15 protein-coding genes are annotated in these 14,321 nt (G+C 66.8%); 3 read left to right on the top strand and 12 right to left on the bottom strand.

Annotation, left to right across the window (positions count from 1 at the left end):
• Window positions 1–14: 14 nt before the first annotated feature.
• Window positions 15–1,052 carry an aldose epimerase family protein gene (locus ASF26_RS15745; protein WP_056255715.1) on the bottom strand — a complete coding sequence of 346 codons (1,038 nt, stop codon included), beginning with the start codon at window positions 1,050–1,052 and terminating at the stop codon, window positions 15–17.
• Between the two features lie 56 nt (window positions 1,053–1,108).
• Window positions 1,109–2,890 (bottom strand): ABC transporter transmembrane domain-containing protein, encoded by a 1,782-nt coding sequence (locus tag ASF26_RS15740; protein ID WP_200925943.1) that lies wholly within the window; start codon window positions 2,888–2,890, stop codon window positions 1,109–1,111.
• 171 nt (window positions 2,891–3,061) lie between these two features.
• On the opposite strand from ASF26_RS15740, the gene ASF26_RS15735 reads away from it, so the two are divergent.
• Window positions 3,062–4,003: a zinc ABC transporter substrate-binding protein gene (locus ASF26_RS15735; RefSeq protein WP_082477658.1), complete on the top strand. Its 942-nt coding sequence runs from the start codon at window positions 3,062–3,064 to the stop codon at window positions 4,001–4,003.
• Window positions 4,004–4,036: 33 nt separating this feature from the next.
• On the opposite strand, the gene ASF26_RS15730 is transcribed toward ASF26_RS15735, so the two are convergent.
• The 7 genes from ASF26_RS15730 to ASF26_RS15705 all read right to left on the bottom strand — a co-directional run bounded on the left by ASF26_RS15730 (window position 4,037) and on the right by ASF26_RS15705 (window position 9,079).
• The gene (locus ASF26_RS15730) at window positions 4,037–4,465 is read right to left on the bottom strand and encodes a GNAT family acetyltransferase (RefSeq protein WP_056255711.1); all 429 of its coding nucleotides are present in this window, start codon (window positions 4,463–4,465) and stop codon (window positions 4,037–4,039) included.
• Between the two features lie 40 nt (window positions 4,466–4,505).
• On the bottom strand, window positions 4,506–4,757 hold the full coding sequence (gene moaD / locus ASF26_RS15725) for a molybdopterin converting factor subunit 1 (RefSeq protein WP_026176075.1): 252 nt from the start codon (window positions 4,755–4,757) through the stop codon (window positions 4,506–4,508).
• Between the two features lie 31 nt (window positions 4,758–4,788).
• A complete protein-coding gene (pgsA, locus tag ASF26_RS15720) occupies window positions 4,789–5,388 on the bottom strand; it encodes a CDP-diacylglycerol--glycerol-3-phosphate 3-phosphatidyltransferase (protein ID WP_056255709.1) in 600 nt (199 codons plus the stop codon).
• 135 nt (window positions 5,389–5,523) lie between these two features.
• Window positions 5,524–5,835, bottom strand: a complete 312-nt coding sequence (locus tag ASF26_RS22175) for a type II toxin-antitoxin system RelE/ParE family toxin (protein ID WP_082477657.1) — start codon at window positions 5,833–5,835, stop codon at window positions 5,524–5,526.
• Entirely contained in the window at window positions 5,828–6,103 is a 276-nt protein-coding gene (locus tag ASF26_RS15715) for a type II toxin-antitoxin system ParD family antitoxin (protein ID WP_056255706.1), read from the bottom strand. Before ASF26_RS15715 ends, ASF26_RS22175 begins: the two co-directional genes overlap by 8 nt.
• A 108-nt stretch (window positions 6,104–6,211) precedes the next feature.
• Window positions 6,212–8,266, bottom strand: a complete 2,055-nt coding sequence (uvrC, locus tag ASF26_RS15710; RefSeq protein ID WP_056255704.1) for an excinuclease ABC subunit UvrC — start codon at window positions 8,264–8,266, stop codon at window positions 6,212–6,214.
• A gap of 81 nt (window positions 8,267–8,347) precedes the next feature.
• Complete coding sequence (locus tag ASF26_RS15705) at window positions 8,348–9,079, bottom strand: chemotaxis protein (protein ID WP_056255703.1); 732 nt, start codon at window positions 9,077–9,079, stop codon at window positions 8,348–8,350.
• Between the two features lie 334 nt (window positions 9,080–9,413).
• Here ASF26_RS15705 and ASF26_RS15700 point away from each other — a divergent pair, with 334 nt between their 5' ends.
• Window positions 9,414–10,184: a L,D-transpeptidase gene (locus ASF26_RS15700; protein ID WP_082477656.1), complete on the top strand. Its 771-nt coding sequence runs from the start codon at window positions 9,414–9,416 to the stop codon at window positions 10,182–10,184.
• A gap of 112 nt (window positions 10,185–10,296) precedes the next feature.
• Here the strand turns inward: ASF26_RS15700 and ASF26_RS15695 are convergent, their stop codons facing one another.
• From ASF26_RS15695 to pgeF, 3 genes are all read right to left on the bottom strand, one after another.
• Window positions 10,297–11,022 carry a DUF2076 domain-containing protein gene (locus ASF26_RS15695; RefSeq protein ID WP_056255701.1) on the bottom strand — a complete coding sequence of 242 codons (726 nt, stop codon included), beginning with the start codon at window positions 11,020–11,022 and terminating at the stop codon, window positions 10,297–10,299.
• 272 nt (window positions 11,023–11,294) lie between these two features.
• Window positions 11,295–12,140 carry a porin family protein gene (locus ASF26_RS15690; protein ID WP_056255698.1) on the bottom strand — a complete coding sequence of 282 codons (846 nt, stop codon included), beginning with the start codon at window positions 12,138–12,140 and terminating at the stop codon, window positions 11,295–11,297.
• A 272-nt stretch (window positions 12,141–12,412) separates the two neighbouring features.
• Complete coding sequence (gene pgeF, locus ASF26_RS15685; RefSeq protein WP_056255696.1) at window positions 12,413–13,183, bottom strand: peptidoglycan editing factor PgeF; 771 nt, start codon at window positions 13,181–13,183, stop codon at window positions 12,413–12,415.
• A 174-nt stretch (window positions 13,184–13,357) separates the two neighbouring features.
• Between pgeF and ASF26_RS15680 the strand changes: the two genes are divergently transcribed.
• Window positions 13,358–13,936, top strand: coding sequence for a hypothetical protein (locus ASF26_RS15680; protein ID WP_200925942.1), 579 nt, complete (start codon window positions 13,358–13,360; stop codon window positions 13,934–13,936).
• Window positions 13,937–14,321 lie beyond the last annotated feature (385 nt).

Below are 14,321 nucleotides of genomic sequence, written 5' to 3'. Positions count from 1 at the left end.
TGACAAGCGGCGTGTCAGTCTGCGCTGAACCGATAGGTCGTCGTCGCTGTGAAGACCTCACCGGGGCGGAGCGTCGTGGAGGGAAAATTCGCGCGGTTCGGTGCGTCGGGGAACCCCTGCGCCTCGAAACAGACCGCGTCGCCGGACCGGTACAGCCGCCCGCCGGACCCGACCACCGTGCCGTCGAGCATGTTGGCGGTGTAGAGTTGCAGGCCCGGCTGGGTGGTGGCGACGTCGAGGCGTCTCCCGCTCGACGGATCGTGGGCGGACGCCGCGTGGCGCAGACGGCCGGGGTCGCGCAGGACGAAGGTGTGGTCGTAGCCATGCGCCAGAGCGAGCTGCGGATCCGCGTCGCGGATGCGGGTGCCCAGGGCTTCGGGCTCGCGAAAATCGAAGGCGGTGCCCGCCACGGGCCTGATCTCGCCCGTGGGGATCTGTCCGGCATCGGTGGGCAGGTAATGGTCCGCCGCGATGGCGACCCGATGTTGCATCACGTCGCCGGAGCCCTCGCCGGAGAGGTTGAAGTAGCTGTGGTTGGTGAGGTTGAGGATGGTCGGCCGGTCGGTCCAGGCCGTGTAGTCGATCCGCAGGGTCTCGTCGTCGCTGAGCATATAGGCGACCTCGACATCGAGATTACCGGGAAAGCCTTCCTCGCCGCCGACAGAGCGGTAGCCGAGGACCAGGGACGCGTCGTCCGCTCGGATCACCCGCCAGACGCGCCGATCGAACCCGTTCGCCCCGCCATGCATGGTGTTACCGCCGGCATTGAGCGGCAGCCGGTATTCCTGCCCGTCGAGGCTAAAGCGCCCCCCGGCGATGCGGTTGGCATAGCGGCCGATGATGGCGCCGAAATGCGCGTCGCTGGCCTCGTAGCTCGCCAAGTCACGGGCGCCGAGGGCCACGTTGGCCCAGTGGCCCTCGCGGTCAGGTGTATCGACCCGGCTGACCACGCCGCCGTAATCGAGGATGTCGACGCGCAGGCGGGACCGGGCGAGTCTGTAGCGCGAGACGGGGCTACCGTCTTTCGTTCGTCCGAAAGCCTGTCCTGCCATGCCGGCACTCGTTTCGCGTCCGAGGGATCGTCGGGCCTCAACGCGCGGGATACGGCTCAGGGGGCGAGGGCCGGTTCGTCCGCATCGCTGGACAATTGCATCCGGTGCAGGCGCGCATAGCCCCCCTGCGAGGCCATCAGAGCGTCGTGCGTTCCGGTCTCGACGATGCGGCCGGCTTCCATGACCACGATCAAGCCGGCATCGCGCACGGTGGAGAGGCGGTGCGCGATGACGAGGGTGGTCCGCCCCTGCATCAGGCGCAGCAGCGCGCCCTGGACCAGGCGCTCCGATTCGGAATCGAGGGCGCTCGTCGCCTCGTCGAGGAGCAGGATCGGCGCGTCCTTGAGGAAGGCGCGGGCCAGGGAGATGCGCTGGCGCTCGCCTCCCGACAGGCGCCCGCCGGAGGGGCCGACGCGGAACTCGTAGCCCTCGTTCAGCCGGCTGATGAAACCGTGCGCGGCGGCGGCTTCCGCGGCGGCCTCGATCTCGGCGCGCGTCGCACCGGGGCGGCCGAACCCGATATTGGCGGCGATGGTATCGTCGAACAGCACCACGTCCTGGGAGACCACCGCCACGGCCGCGCGCAGGGACGGGATCGTCACGTCGCGCAGATCCGCGCCATCGATGAGCACACGGCCTCCGGTCACGTCGTAGAGGCGAGGCACGAGGTTGAGCAGGGACGACTTGCCGGAGCCCGAGCGCCCGACGAGGGCGACGGTGGCACCTGCGGGGACGGTGAGGTCGATGCCCTCCAGGGCCGGCGCGTCCTCGCGATAACGGAAGCGGACGCCTTCGAACCGGATCTCTCCGCCGGTGATGACCAGTGGCACGGCATCGGGCTTCTCGCGGATGCGCGGCGCCTCGTCCATCAGCGCGAAGTAGCGCTGCAGAGCCGCTCCGGCTTCCTGGAGGATGGCGTTGAGGGTGCCCAGCGCGCGGGCGGGCTGCGCGGCCAGAAGCAGGGCGGCGACGTAGCCGGTGAAATCGCCCACCGTCCGGTCGCCGGACATGACGCGCTGGCCCACCAGAACCAGCACCGCCGCCACCGCGACCCCCCCGCCGATCTCCATCAGCGGATCGAGGCGTCCACGGGCATTGGCCGCCTTCATCTTGAGGCGGCGGACATTGTCGAAGGCGCCGGAAGCCCTGCCCTTCAGGTAGGATTCGAGGGCGTAGGTCTTTGCGATGCGGGCGCCTTGCAGGCTCTCGGTGATGAGGCTCGCCGTGAGGCCCATCTGCTCCTGCGTCGTGGTGGAGACCCGCCTGAGCTTCTTGCCGATGCGGCCGATCGGGCCGGCGACGAAGGGCACGACCACCGCCGCCACCAGGGTGAGCACCGGGTCCATCCACAGCAGCGCGACGACGAGGGCGATCAGCATGGCGAGATCGCGCAGGAGCACGGTAGAGATGCGCGTCAGCGCCTCTTTGATGAAGGCGAAATCCGTGGTGAAGCGCTGGGTGAAGGCGGCCGGGCTCTCTCGCCCGAGCTGGGCGAGGTCGGAATCGATGAGATGCCCGTAAAGTGCCGCCTGCATGTCGGCCTCGACGCGGGTCACCACCCGGTTCGTGAGCACCGTCTGGCCGAACAGGGCGAAGCCCCGGATCGAGGTGATGGCGATGACGATGATCGGCCCATAGGTGAGGGCGGCAGGGTCCTTGTGGTCGAAAGCGTCGAAGGCGCCCTTGATCAGGGCGGGATACAGCCCCGTCGCGACCCCGATAATGGCGATCAGCACCAGGACCACGGCGAGGGTCGCCCGGTGGGGCCGCAGCCAGTCGTGCCAGACGCGGCCGATGAGGGGAAGGGTGTCACCCCTGAGAAGCGGCCTACGGCCCATGATCATCCGTTGTCTGGCGCGCGGGCAAGCGCCCGACATTCAAGCGGGGGTTTGCCGGGCGATGAGAGGAAGATCAAGCGACGCCCTCCGTCTTGGCAATGTGATACTATTACACTAGACGAATGGGACGGGTCCGGTGCCCGGCTTTGGCGTGGTCAAGGAGCGGGACGGATGCAATCGAGGCGCCACATGGTCGGATCGGCGGCAGCGGCCTGTCTCGGCCTCCTGCTGGCCCTAGCCCCGTTCGGGAATGCGGTGCATGCCGACGAACCCGTCAAGGCGGTGGCGACGTTCTCCATCCTCGGCGATCTCGTGAAGCAGGTGGGCGGCGACCGGGTCGAGGTGTCGACGCTGGTCGGCCCCGATGCCGACGCGCATGGCTACAACCCGGCCCCCGGGGATGCGCGCAAACTCACCGCCGCCCATCTGGTCGTGGTCAACGGCCTCGGCCTCGAAGGCTGGCTCGACAGGCTGATCAAGGCCTCCGGCACGAAGGCCCCCGTCATCGTCGCCACCAAGGGGGTGAATCCCATCGAAGGTGACGACGACCACGGCGGGGGCGGGCATGCGGGCCATGCCCATCACGACGATCCCCATGCCTGGCAGAGCATCGCCAATGTGAGGATCTACATCGCCAACATCCGGGACGGGTTGTCGAAGGTCGATCCCGGCCGGGCCGCCGATTATGCGGCCAACGCCAAGGCCTATCTCGCCACCCTCGACGGGCTGGAGGCCGACATCCGCGCGGCCATCGCGGCGATCCCCCCGGAGCATCGCAAGATCATCACCACGCACGATGCGTTCGGCTATTTCACCGCCGCCTACGGGCTCGACTTCATCGCGCCTCAGGGCGTCTCCACCGACAGCGAGGCGAGCCCGAAGGATGTGGCCCGCATCATCCGTCAGATCCGGCGCGACAAGATCCCGGCGGTCTTCCTGGAGAACGTGGCCGACCCACGCCTGATGCAGCAGATTTCGCGGGAGAGCGGTGCCACGGTGGGCGGCAAGGTCTATTCCGACGCCCTGTCGGGGTCCGATGGTCCGGCGGCCACCTATGCGGCGATGATGCGCAGCAATATCGCCGCCTTCAGCGCGGCTCTCGGCAAGAAGTGAGCGAGCCGCGCGGCCCGCTGAGCCTCGGCCCGCTCACCCCGCCGTGTCGCCGATGACCTTCTGCAAGCAGATCGTGCGGGTGTCGCGGTAGCCGAGATGTTCGTAGAAATGGCGGGTCGCGCGATTCTCCTCGCGCACGAGGAGCTGGACCTTCCAGACGCCACGGGCGACCAGCCACCGCTCGGCCGCCTCCATGATCGCCCTGCCCAGGCCGAGGTCGCGGAGCCGCGGGTCGACGGCGACGTAGTAGACCCAGCCCCGGTGGCCGTCCTCGCCCACCATGGCGGTGGCGGCGACGGCCGCGTCGCGCTCGATCAGCAGGATGGTCGAATGCGGATCGCGCCGGGCGAAGGCGATGTCCCTGGCCGGATCGTTCCACGGCCGGGAGATTCCGGCGGCGTGCCAGAGGGTCACCACCGCGTCGGCATCGCCGTCCTGGAACTCGCGAATCACGGTGGTCATCGATGGGCGCGCCCTCGTGAGCGATCCGGCGAGCGGCCGCTCAGCCGCCGGTCATCGGCGGGAAGAACGCGATCTCGGTGGCGCCCGCGATGGCGGCATCCGGCTTGGCGTGAACCCGATCGATGGCGGCCCGCACGATCCCTGCATTCTCAAAAGCATAGGCGTATTCCTCGCCCCGACCGCGCAGCCAGCCAACGAGGTCGGCCACCGTCTCGGTCCCGGCCGGTAAGTCCACGGTCTCTTCGGCCTTGCCGATGCGTTCGCGCACCCAGGCGAAATACACGAGTTTCATGGTCTGCCCTTCCGGCTGCGGCATCGGCGGGTCAGCGCGGATCGTCCATCACGTGCCGGATGCCGGCTCTCATATAATCGTAGCCCGTGTAGAGCGTCAGGGCCGCGGCGATCCAGAGCAGGGCGACGCCGGCAAAGACGGTATGGGGCAGGATGGTTTCCCCCGCCCTGCCGGCAACGAGGAAGCCGATCGCCACGAGCTGAAGGGTGGTCTTCCACTTGGCCACGCGGCTGACGGGAAGACTGACCTTCAGCTCCGCCAAATACTCGCGCAGGCCCGAGACGAGGATCTCGCGGCACAGGATGACGATGGCCGCCCACAGGCTCCAGTCGTGGATCGTCTTGTCGGCCACCAGCATCAGCAGGCAGGCGGCGACGAGAAGCTTGTCGGCGATCGGATCGAGCATGCGCCCCAGGGCCGAACTCTGATCGTAGGTCCGGGCCACGTAGCCGTCGAGATAATCGGTGATGGCCGCCGCGATGAAGACGCCGAGCGCCGCGAACCGCGCCGCATGCTCGTCCGGCCAATACAACAGCGCCACGACCACGGGGACGGCGACCAGCCGCCCGTAGGTCAGGCAATTCGCCAGCGTCCAGGCCGGTGACCGGCGTCGAAGGGGGAGGACAGTCATCGACGCGGTGAAACCATGGGCGGGGGGAGGGGTCAACCGGGATGAACACCCGGTCGTCCCGTGGACGGTCGAGTTTCGATGCTGCGCGGAAGCGTCGATCGCTGAGAGCGAGGTTTTGCGATCATGGCCTGGCACTCAGGTCGAGACATCGTCATGGCTGACGTCGTCATGGCCGATATCGCGATAGCCGTGAAGAATGCGGACGAGCTCGATCCCATCCGGAAGGGGCAGATAGAAAAGGACGTAGGCACCAATCGGAAAACTGCACAGATTGTCTGCCAGCTCAGGCCGTGAACGGCCGGCTCGTGGTCGGTCGGCAAGCATTCGGAGTATCCCCTCGATACGATCGAGCATGCTGTCCGCAGCGCGGTCGTTGTCCTCGGCGATGTAGCTCCAGATCTCGACAAGATCCTGGCGTGCCAGAGGACGTCGGTCGATCCTACTCACGAAGAGCGGCTTTGGTCCCGGATCCGCACCGGCGCCGGGCTTCGGCCTTGATCTCCGCCATGTCGTGCGGTTCCGAAGAGCCACTGTCCAGCCCAGCTCGAATGTCGCCGCGCAGAGCCTCGAGTTTAGCGGCCCGTATCTGCTCCCGCTCTTCCATCAAGCGGAGGCCATCGCGCATGACCTCGCTTGCGGTCGCGTAACGACCGGTGCTCACCATGGTTCTGATGAACTGTTCGTAATGTCGTCCTACCGTGTAGCTCGATGCCATTGGTCCACCGCGCCTGCCCAAATTCGAGATGGGACGGCAGAAGTATCACTTTATGCTATCTCGGCCAATCGCCGTCGTTAACGCCGTGATCGGAACGACCACCGATTTTCACCCTCCGGCCTGGAAGAAATCATACACCGCTCGCGCCGTGGCCGCGTTGACGCCGGGTGTCTTCGCGAGATCCTCCAGGGATGCGCGCTGGATCGACTTCACCGTCCCGAAATGGTGGAGGAGGGCGCGTTTTCGGGTTGGGCCGATGCCGGCGATCTCGTCGAGGGGGTTCTTGATCATCTCGCGCTTGCGCTTGGCCCTGTGCGTGCCGATGGCGAAGCGATGCGCCTCGTCCCGCAGGCGTTGGACGAAGTAGAGGGTCGGGTCGCGCGGCGGCAGCTTGAACGGGGCTTTGCCGGGCACGAAGAAGGTCTCGCGCCCCGCATCGCGGTCGCGGCCCTTGGCGATACCGACGAGGGCGACGTCGGTGACGCCGAGCTGTTCCAGCGCGGTGCGCGCGGCTTCCAGCTGGCCCTTGCCGCCGTCGATGAGGACGAGATCGGGCCAGGCCGGCATGGTCTCGCCGTCCGGTTCGGGGACAGGCTCGGGCACGCCGCCTTCGCTGGCCGCCAAAGCCGCCTCGTTGGGCGTGCGCGGGTTCTCCTTGACGAGACGCTTGAAGCGGCGCTGCAGCACCTCCTTCATCATTCCGAAATCGTCGCCCGGCGTCAGCTCCTCGGACTTGATGTTGAAGGTGCGGTAATGCGTCTTGGCGAAGCCCGAGGGGCCGGCGACGATCATGCCGCCCACTGCGTTCGTGCCCATGATGTGCGAGTTGTCGTAGACCTCGATGCGGCGGGGTGCGGCGGGCAAGCCGAACGATTGCCCGAGGGCCACCAGCAGCTTGCCCTGCGAGGCGGTGTCGGCGAGGCGCCGGGCCAGGGCCTCCTTGGCGTTGCGCTGGGCGTAGTCCACCAGGGCCTTGCGCTCGCCGCGCTGGGGCTGGTGGACCTCCACCCGGTTCTCGGCGCGACTCGACAGGGCGGCCGCCATCAGCTCCGCATCCTCGATGGTATGGGAGACGAGGACGATCCGGGGGGCCGGCTTGTCGTCGTAGAACTGGCTGATGAAGGAGGCGAGGACCTCGTCCGGCGTCATGGAGCGGTCGGCCTTGGGGAAGTAGGCGCGGTTACCCCAGTTCTGGAAGTTGCGGAAGAAGAAGACCTCGATACAGAACTGGCCGGCCTGCTCGTCGAGGGCGAAGACATCCGCCTCCTCGACGCCCTGCGTGTTGACGCCTTGCGTCCCCTGGATCGCCGAGAGGGCGGAGATGCGGTCGCGAAAGCGGGCGGCGCGTTCGAATTCGAGTTTCTCCGAGGCGTCCTGCATCTCCTCGCGCATGCGGTCCTTCACCGCGTTGGACTTGCCCGAGAGGAAGCCCTTCGCATTCTCGGCGAGCGCCTGATATTCTGGCAGGGCGATCTCACCGGTGCAGGGGCCGGCGCAGCGCTTGATCTGGTAGAGCAGGCAGGGCCGGGTGCGGTTCTCGTAATAGCTGTCGGTGCAGGTGCGCAACAGGAAGGCGCGCTGGAGCGCGTTGACGGTGCGGTTCACCGCCCAGACTGTGGCGAAGGGGCCGTAATAGCTGCCCTTCCGCCGCCGCGCGCCGCGGTGCTTGACGATCTGCGGCGCTTCCGAATCCGCCGTGACCAGGATGTAGGGGAACGACTTGTCGTCCCGCATCAGCACGTTGAAGCGGGGCTTCAGCTGCTTGATGAGGTTGGCCTCCAGCAGCAGCGCTTCGGTCTCGGTGGCGGTGGTGACGAATTCCATCGCCGCCGTCTGCGAGATCATCCGGGCGATGCGGTTGGAATGGGCCTGGCCCCTCGCATAGGAGCCGACCCGGGCCTTCAGGTTCTTGGCCTTGCCGACGTAGAGGACGTCGCCCTTCTCGTCGAACATCCGGTAGACGCCCGGTCCCGACGGCAGCGTGCTCCAGAACCGGCGGATGATCTCCGTGCCGGCCTTGACCGCGCCTTCCTCGAAATCGAAGTCGATCTCGGGGCCGTCGTCGATGCGTTCCGGGGTCTCGTCCGCATCCTCGCGTTCGTCGAACGAATCCGGCGGCAGGTCTTGCTGGGAAGACGGGTCTTTCGCGGGCTGGCGGCTCATGCCCGAGACTTAAGCGCCGGGGATTCGAGAGGGAAGGGGCTCACGCTCCCATCGACCCGCGAAGCTCGGCGCGTTCGTACCTTAATCGAACAGCGCGTCGATATCGCCCTGGTCCACATGGCCCGGGTCGCTGTCGAGCTTGGGTCCGTTGAGAAGGGAACTCTCGTCGTCGATGCTGGGGCCCTGCGGCACGACGCCGAGGATCTCGCTGAACGAATTGAGGCCGCCCCAGGCTTCGATCATACGGTCCAGATGCTCCTCGATGAACTTGAGCACGCCCACGATCTTGTTGATGCGCTGGCCGGTGAGATCCTGGAAGTTGCAGGCCTCGTAGGCGACGATCACGCGCTCGAGGATCATGTCGACATTCTCGGCGCCGGCGGCATTGCGCATGGCCCGCAATGCGCTGGCATTGGTCTCGATCTCTTCCAGGGCGCCGAGGATCGTGCTCGTTGCGAGCTCGGTGGATTCCACCACCGCATCGAGTTCGCCGGCGACCCGCTTCATCCCCTTCCCGGTATTCTCGGAATGGTAGAGCGTCGCGATTTCCTTCTTCGTCCGGGTGATGGCTTCCTTCATCACGTCGAGCTCGGAGCGCATGGCGAAGGCCTCGTTGAGCTCCTTCCGGCAGGCTTCGATCGTCTCGACCGTGCTGGTCTGCGTGATGCGTCGAAGATCCTGGATCGCCGAGAGGATCTCATCGAGCTTCACGTCATCGGCGCCGGAACGCTCCACGGTGTGCGCGACCTCCGCGACGGGTCGCACGCTTGCCAAACCGAGGCTGTCTTCGATGCGGTAGCGCTTCATGTTCATCGGGGATGATCAGCCGGCAGGAGTAACTGGATCGAATGGCGGGGCACGCGTGGCTCGGACGCCATCGTCCTGACGAACGACGCGGATCCCGAGACGAGAAGCCTTCGAGCCACCATGCGACCAAGTGGTTGCCATTTCTTCAACAGACAAAAGGTCGTGTGCAGTTTTACGGACGATTCATGCTGTTCTTGAAAGCGGCCAATGGAGCCGCAATGGACTGAACGATTCACCACGTTCCTTCACGCGATTCTCGCCTCGTCCAGCCAGCCTTGAGAGCAGGACGATGATGGCCCGGAGTAGTCGCGTGTTGAAGCGTATCGGTTTGTGCGTCGCTATGGCTTGCCTGGCGACGGCTGTGACAGGGGGAACCGCACGGGCTCAGACTTCGGTTGGCCAGTACGGTGGCGGCTTCATCGAATTCCTGGTGACGGGCAACGGAACGCCGCCGCGCCCCAGGCGTCCCGGCCTCGCCGATGACGGGGTGCTCCCCCGTCATCCCGCGGCGCAGGGCTATGGCGGCGAGCCCATGCCGCGCGTGCTCTACTCGGGCGACCGTGTGCCCGACGTCGATCCTTATCTCGCTCCCGCGCGCACGCGGCTCGCCGCCCTTCCGTCGCAGGCAGCACCCGAAATGCAGGCCGCGGCGATCGAGCGGACGCCCGACCCGCGCTTTGCCCGGCAGGTCGTCCCCTTCGATGGGCGGCAGAAGCCCGGCGCCATCGTCATCGATACCCGGACGAAGTTTCTCTATCTCGTCCAGCCCGGCGGTCAGGCCATCCGCTACGGCATCGGTGTCGGTCGTCCGGGCTTCGCCTGGTCGGGAATGAAGACGATCAGCCAGAAGCGCGAATGGCCGGATTGGACGCCTCCGGCGGAGATGCTGCAGCGCCGCCCCGATCTGCCGCGCCACATGGCGGGCGGCCCGGCCAATCCGCTTGGAGCGCGGGCGCTCTATCTCGGCTCGTCCCTCTATCGCATTCACGGCACCAACGAGCCGCACACGATCGGTCAATCCGTTTCGTCGGGCTGCATCCGGATGATGAACGAGGACGTCATCGACCTATATGAACGCACGCCCGTGGGAACGCGGGTCGAAGTCCTGTAACCGACATCCCAAGAAAAAAGGCCCGCCATGAAAAAGGCCCGGCGCGTGGGGACACGCACCGGGCCTTTCTCTTCACTGAACCATCACGCACTGTGACGGGTACAAGTTGGGCTCACACCCAATCGTCGTCGCCGCCGCCGCCCAGGTCGCCGCCGAAATCGCTACCCGGATCGCTGTCGAACGACGCGTCCTGGAAGTCGTTGCCGCCTCCGAGGGCCGAGCCGAGGTCTTCGTTACCCGCGGCAGCACCGGCCGAGGGAAGGCCCGCCGCCGCCGCGCTGCCGAGGGCAGAATGCCCGCCGGCAAAGGCATTGGACAAGGCGCTGCCGAGCAGCATGCCGCCGGCGGCACCCGCCGCCATCGGAAGCGCTGTCGCCATAAAGCCGCCGCCGCGCGCGGGAGCCGCCTGCTGGCCGGCCCAGGGGCCTCCCTGCTGCGGTCCGCCGTAACCGGGCTGCTGGCCGTAACCCGGCTGCTGCCCATAGCCGGGCTGCTGACCGTATCCCTGCTGCGGCCCACCCTGACCGCCCCAAGGCTGGCCGGACGGACGCTGCGGTTCCGGCTGGCGCGAGCCGCCGCCGAAGATGCTCGACAGGAAGCCGCCACCGCCGCCCTGGGGCTGCTGGGCCGCCTGGCGAGCCTGTTCGAGCTGCTCGTTCAGGCTCTTGATCGCCTCTTCCTGGACGTAGATCAGTTGCGCCATCGCATAGGGCGCATAGGGCTGAGCGCGGAGCTTGTCCGCGATGAAGCGCTCGGCATCGGCGTCGCGGGGCTGGCTCGCGGCCTGCTCCAGACGCTGGAAAATGCCGCCGATGACCTCGCGTTCTTCGCTGTTCATGGGGTCGTCCTCCTGAGAGAAGCCTGCGGGCCAATGCCGCCCCGGCGCCTCCGAGATGGGGTGGCGCCTCAGGCTTTGTCAGGGGGTCAACGCGAACTTCGCCGTTGCGGATGCACGGGGAAGCCGCTTCCCACCATGAAATTTCCGACAGGAAACAGGTTGGGCAGGTGCAAGTCCCTGTCGCGCAACGAAAAAGAGCCCGACCTTGCGGTCGGGCTCCTTCCGATGAACGGAGGTCACCACCCTGAGGAGGCGACCAAATCCGCTAAGGCCTAGTACGAGCCGAACTTGTAGTTCAGGCCGGCGCGGACGACGGCGAACTCGGACTCGCGAGCAGCAACCGAGGGGCTGATGGTCAGGAGGCCATTGGGGCCGGCAGCGGCGTTGAACACCGAGCGACCGCCACGGTTGTTCTTGTCGTTCTCGAGGTTCACGTACAGACCTTCGACCTTGAGGGTCACGGCCGACGACTTGAAGAAGTTGAAGAACGAGTCGGTGGGGAGAGCGTACTCGATACCACCACCAGCGGTGTAGCCGGTGCGGAAATCGTCGCCGCCCGTGGCGCCGTCGCCGTAGGCGAAGCCGCCGGTGCCGTACACGAGGGTGCGGTCGAAGGCGTAACCGATACGGCCGCGGACGGTGCCGAAGAAGTTCATCTCATTGCCCGGGATACGGACCGAGGTGGGGCTGACGAGAGCGCCGGCGACGGGGCTGATGGTGCCGGCCACGGTGCGGCTCTTGTTGCCGAAGTCGGTGTACTGGGCGTCAGCTTCGATACCGACCACCACGCCCGAACCCGGGGTGAACTGGTAGTTATAGCCGACCTGGCCACCGCCGACGAAGCCTTCGAGATCGTTGCCGCCGTTGGTCGAGACGACCACCGGGGTACGGGTGAAGGAGTTCAGCACCGAACCACCCGGCAGGGTGTAGCGGTCGCTGTTGCTGCCGGCGTCGAAGCCGTAACCGGCGTTGATACCGAAGTAGGCACCCGTCCAGGTGAACACCGGCACCGGCACGAAGACCGGGGGAGCGGCGCGACGCGGAAGGTCGGCGGCGAAAGCGGAACCGGCGATGACGATGCCGGCAAGGGCGGTCGTGCCGCGAAGGAAGGATTTCATGGTCTGGTCCTCTACTCGTTAGCGCGGCCGCCTTTTTGGGGGGCGGTCCTGCGCAATTCCCCGTCTATAGCTCAGCATCCCTCAGGAAGCTGTTGCATCGCAACCACGCCGCGTGTGTCGAACACGGCCCCTTTGTGGCAGCGACCACCTCAGCAGAGGCAACGCATAGCCAGAACACCGCTGAACGGCCAAGGTTCACTTACGGCCACGCTTTTTCGGCACCTTCGCGAATGACAGATTGTCGCATCCCCTGGCCGCCGCCGTCTCGCCTGTCAGGCGGCAAGAACGATCGCCGAGATCAGTCGGCCATAATCGGCCTCTCCGCGGTGGGTCGTGCGCCGATAGCTATAGAAGCGTTCGGGATCGGCGTAGGTGCAAAGGCCCAGTGTCGATGCCTTCTCGATGCCGGCTTCCCGCAGGCGACGGGCGATGAAGCCGGGCAGGTCGAACTGGGCGTGCCCCTCGCGCTGGCCCGGCGCGAAATGGGCGTCCGATCCCGGAACCTCCTCAGCGAAGCGGGCACGGAAATCGTCCCCGACCTCGTAGGCGGCTTGCGAGATCGTCGGGCCGAGCACGGCGGTGATGTCGGCCCGCGCGGAGCCGAGACGCTCCATCGCCTCCACCGTGGCGGCGATCACGCCGGACAAGGCGCCCTTCCACCCCGCATGGGCGGCGCCGACGACGCGGCCCACGGGATCGGCGAACAGGATGGGACCGCAATCGGCGGTGGCTATGCCCAGCGCGAGGTTCGGCACGCGCGTGACCATGGCGTCGGCGCGGGGGCGGTCGGCGAGGGCCATGGGGCCTTCGACGACGGCGACCTCAGCGGAATGGACCTGATACAGGCTCACGAGATGACTTGGCGCGACGCCGAGATGCCCGGCCATGCGGCTCCGGTTCTCCGCCACGAGGGCGGGCTCGTCCTGCGAGCCGAGGCCGCCGTTGAGACTGGCATAAAGACCGTGGGAGACGCCGCCGGCACGGGTGAAGAAGGCGTGCCTGATGCCGGGCTGTCCCACGAGGCTGGGCGCTTCGATATACATGTATCGTGTCCGTCCTTTGGCGATTGCGCGCCGAGCTATAGCATCAGCACGATCCGAGGGGTGGTCGCGCGCGGCCCGTCGTTTTCCGCAAATCGGGACGAGGAAATTTTCTTAACCTTTACGGTTCGTTAAGCATGCTTTGATCGAATGCGTCTGCACACGAGGACGCGAGCGATGTCGGAACCAGCCCGTCACTACCAGGCACAGGATCTAAACGGACGTCCGACGCCCGGACCGTTGCGGGATTGGCTGGCGGCCATGAAGGCGGCGACCACCTCCGCCGAGCAGGCCCCCGCCGCCGAAAAGGTCGCGGCGTTCGAGAGACCGGCCGCGCCGGAGAAGGCCGAGCCGCAGGCCGCGTCCTGGTCGCCCCGGGTGGTGCCGCAGCCCGCCCAGACTGAGGCTTCGGAGGCCATCGAGGACGGCGACGTCTCGGAACTGATGGCCGAGAACCTGATGCTCAAGGCCAAGCTCAAGGTCGAGAGCGACCGCTACGACCAACTTCAGGGGATCCTCGCCCAGGAACTGCGCCGCCTGCGATCGCATGTGGAGAAGGAGATGGCCGAGCTTCACGACCTGCGCGCCGAGCGCGACCGCCTCGCCGAACTCCAGACCCTCTTCGTCGAGAAGCTGGAAGAGGCTCGCGTGCGCTCCGAAAGCGATGCCGAGGAACTGGCCCAGGCCTGTTCCGATCGTGACCTCTGGATGGCTCGGGCCGAGGCCCTGGCCCAGCCCCTGTTCCAGAAGCGCTGAACCACTCACTGACCGAGACCCCAACGACGAAGGGCCGCCCCATCAGGGCGGCCCTTCCATTGCCGAACCGCTTGTCCGTTCGGCCGAACCCGGTGAGGGGTCCTCTAACGCGCTAAGCGTGCGCGCCGGAGGCGACGTTCCAGGTCCGGTAAGCCGAGGTAAGCGGCTGATTTAGGCAATGAGACACTGGATCACCTCCTTTCGTTCGTTGCGAGAACCCCAAGCTAGTCACGGATTCCCGGCTTGAAAAGCCCCGATGCGGCGGGCGCGGCGCCTCGCCGCTGGGGGGCTCCCGACCGCCTGCGCGCGGCCCGACGGTATCGACGCTCGGCGTTCGTCAGCCGGACTTCTTACACTTATGGCCACCGCCGCCACCGAGGCGTAA

It is taken from the genome of Methylobacterium sp. Leaf93 (assembly GCF_001422345.1).
Lineage (GTDB): Bacteria > Pseudomonadota > Alphaproteobacteria > Rhizobiales > Beijerinckiaceae > Methylobacterium > Methylobacterium bullatum.
The sequence above is the reverse complement of the archived record's forward strand: the minus strand, read 5'-3'. Positions and strand labels throughout refer to the sequence as shown.

Excerpts from the sequence above, each read along its gene's own strand:
- ASF26_RS15745 (WP_056255715.1), bottom strand. The coding sequence starts at position 1,052 with ATGGCAGGACAGGCTTTCGGACGAACGAAAGACGGTAGCCCCGTCTCG.
- ASF26_RS15740 (WP_200925943.1), bottom strand. The coding sequence starts at position 2,890 with ATGGGCCGTAGGCCGCTTCTCAGGGGTGACACCCTTCCCCTCATCGGC.
- ASF26_RS15735 (WP_082477658.1), top strand. The coding sequence starts at position 3,062 with ATGCAATCGAGGCGCCACATGGTCGGATCGGCGGCAGCGGCCTGTCTC.
- ASF26_RS15730 (WP_056255711.1), bottom strand. The coding sequence starts at position 4,465 with ATGACCACCGTGATTCGCGAGTTCCAGGACGGCGATGCCGACGCGGTG.
- moaD (WP_026176075.1), bottom strand. The coding sequence starts at position 4,757 with ATGAAACTCGTGTATTTCGCCTGGGTGCGCGAACGCATCGGCAAGGCC.
- pgsA (WP_056255709.1), bottom strand. The coding sequence starts at position 5,388 with ATGACTGTCCTCCCCCTTCGACGCCGGTCACCGGCCTGGACGCTGGCG.
- ASF26_RS15715 (WP_056255706.1), bottom strand. The coding sequence starts at position 6,103 with ATGGCATCGAGCTACACGGTAGGACGACATTACGAACAGTTCATCAGA.
- uvrC (WP_056255704.1), bottom strand. The coding sequence starts at position 8,266 with ATGAGCCGCCAGCCCGCGAAAGACCCGTCTTCCCAGCAAGACCTGCCG.
- ASF26_RS15705 (WP_056255703.1), bottom strand. The coding sequence starts at position 9,079 with ATGAACATGAAGCGCTACCGCATCGAAGACAGCCTCGGTTTGGCAAGC.
- ASF26_RS15700 (WP_082477656.1), top strand. The coding sequence starts at position 9,414 with ATGGCTTGCCTGGCGACGGCTGTGACAGGGGGAACCGCACGGGCTCAG.
- ASF26_RS15695 (WP_056255701.1), bottom strand. The coding sequence starts at position 11,022 with ATGAACAGCGAAGAACGCGAGGTCATCGGCGGCATTTTCCAGCGTCTG.
- ASF26_RS15690 (WP_056255698.1), bottom strand. The coding sequence starts at position 12,140 with ATGAAATCCTTCCTTCGCGGCACGACCGCCCTTGCCGGCATCGTCATC.
- pgeF (WP_056255696.1), bottom strand. The coding sequence starts at position 13,183 with ATGTATATCGAAGCGCCCAGCCTCGTGGGACAGCCCGGCATCAGGCAC.
- ASF26_RS15680 (WP_200925942.1), top strand. The coding sequence starts at position 13,358 with ATGTCGGAACCAGCCCGTCACTACCAGGCACAGGATCTAAACGGACGT.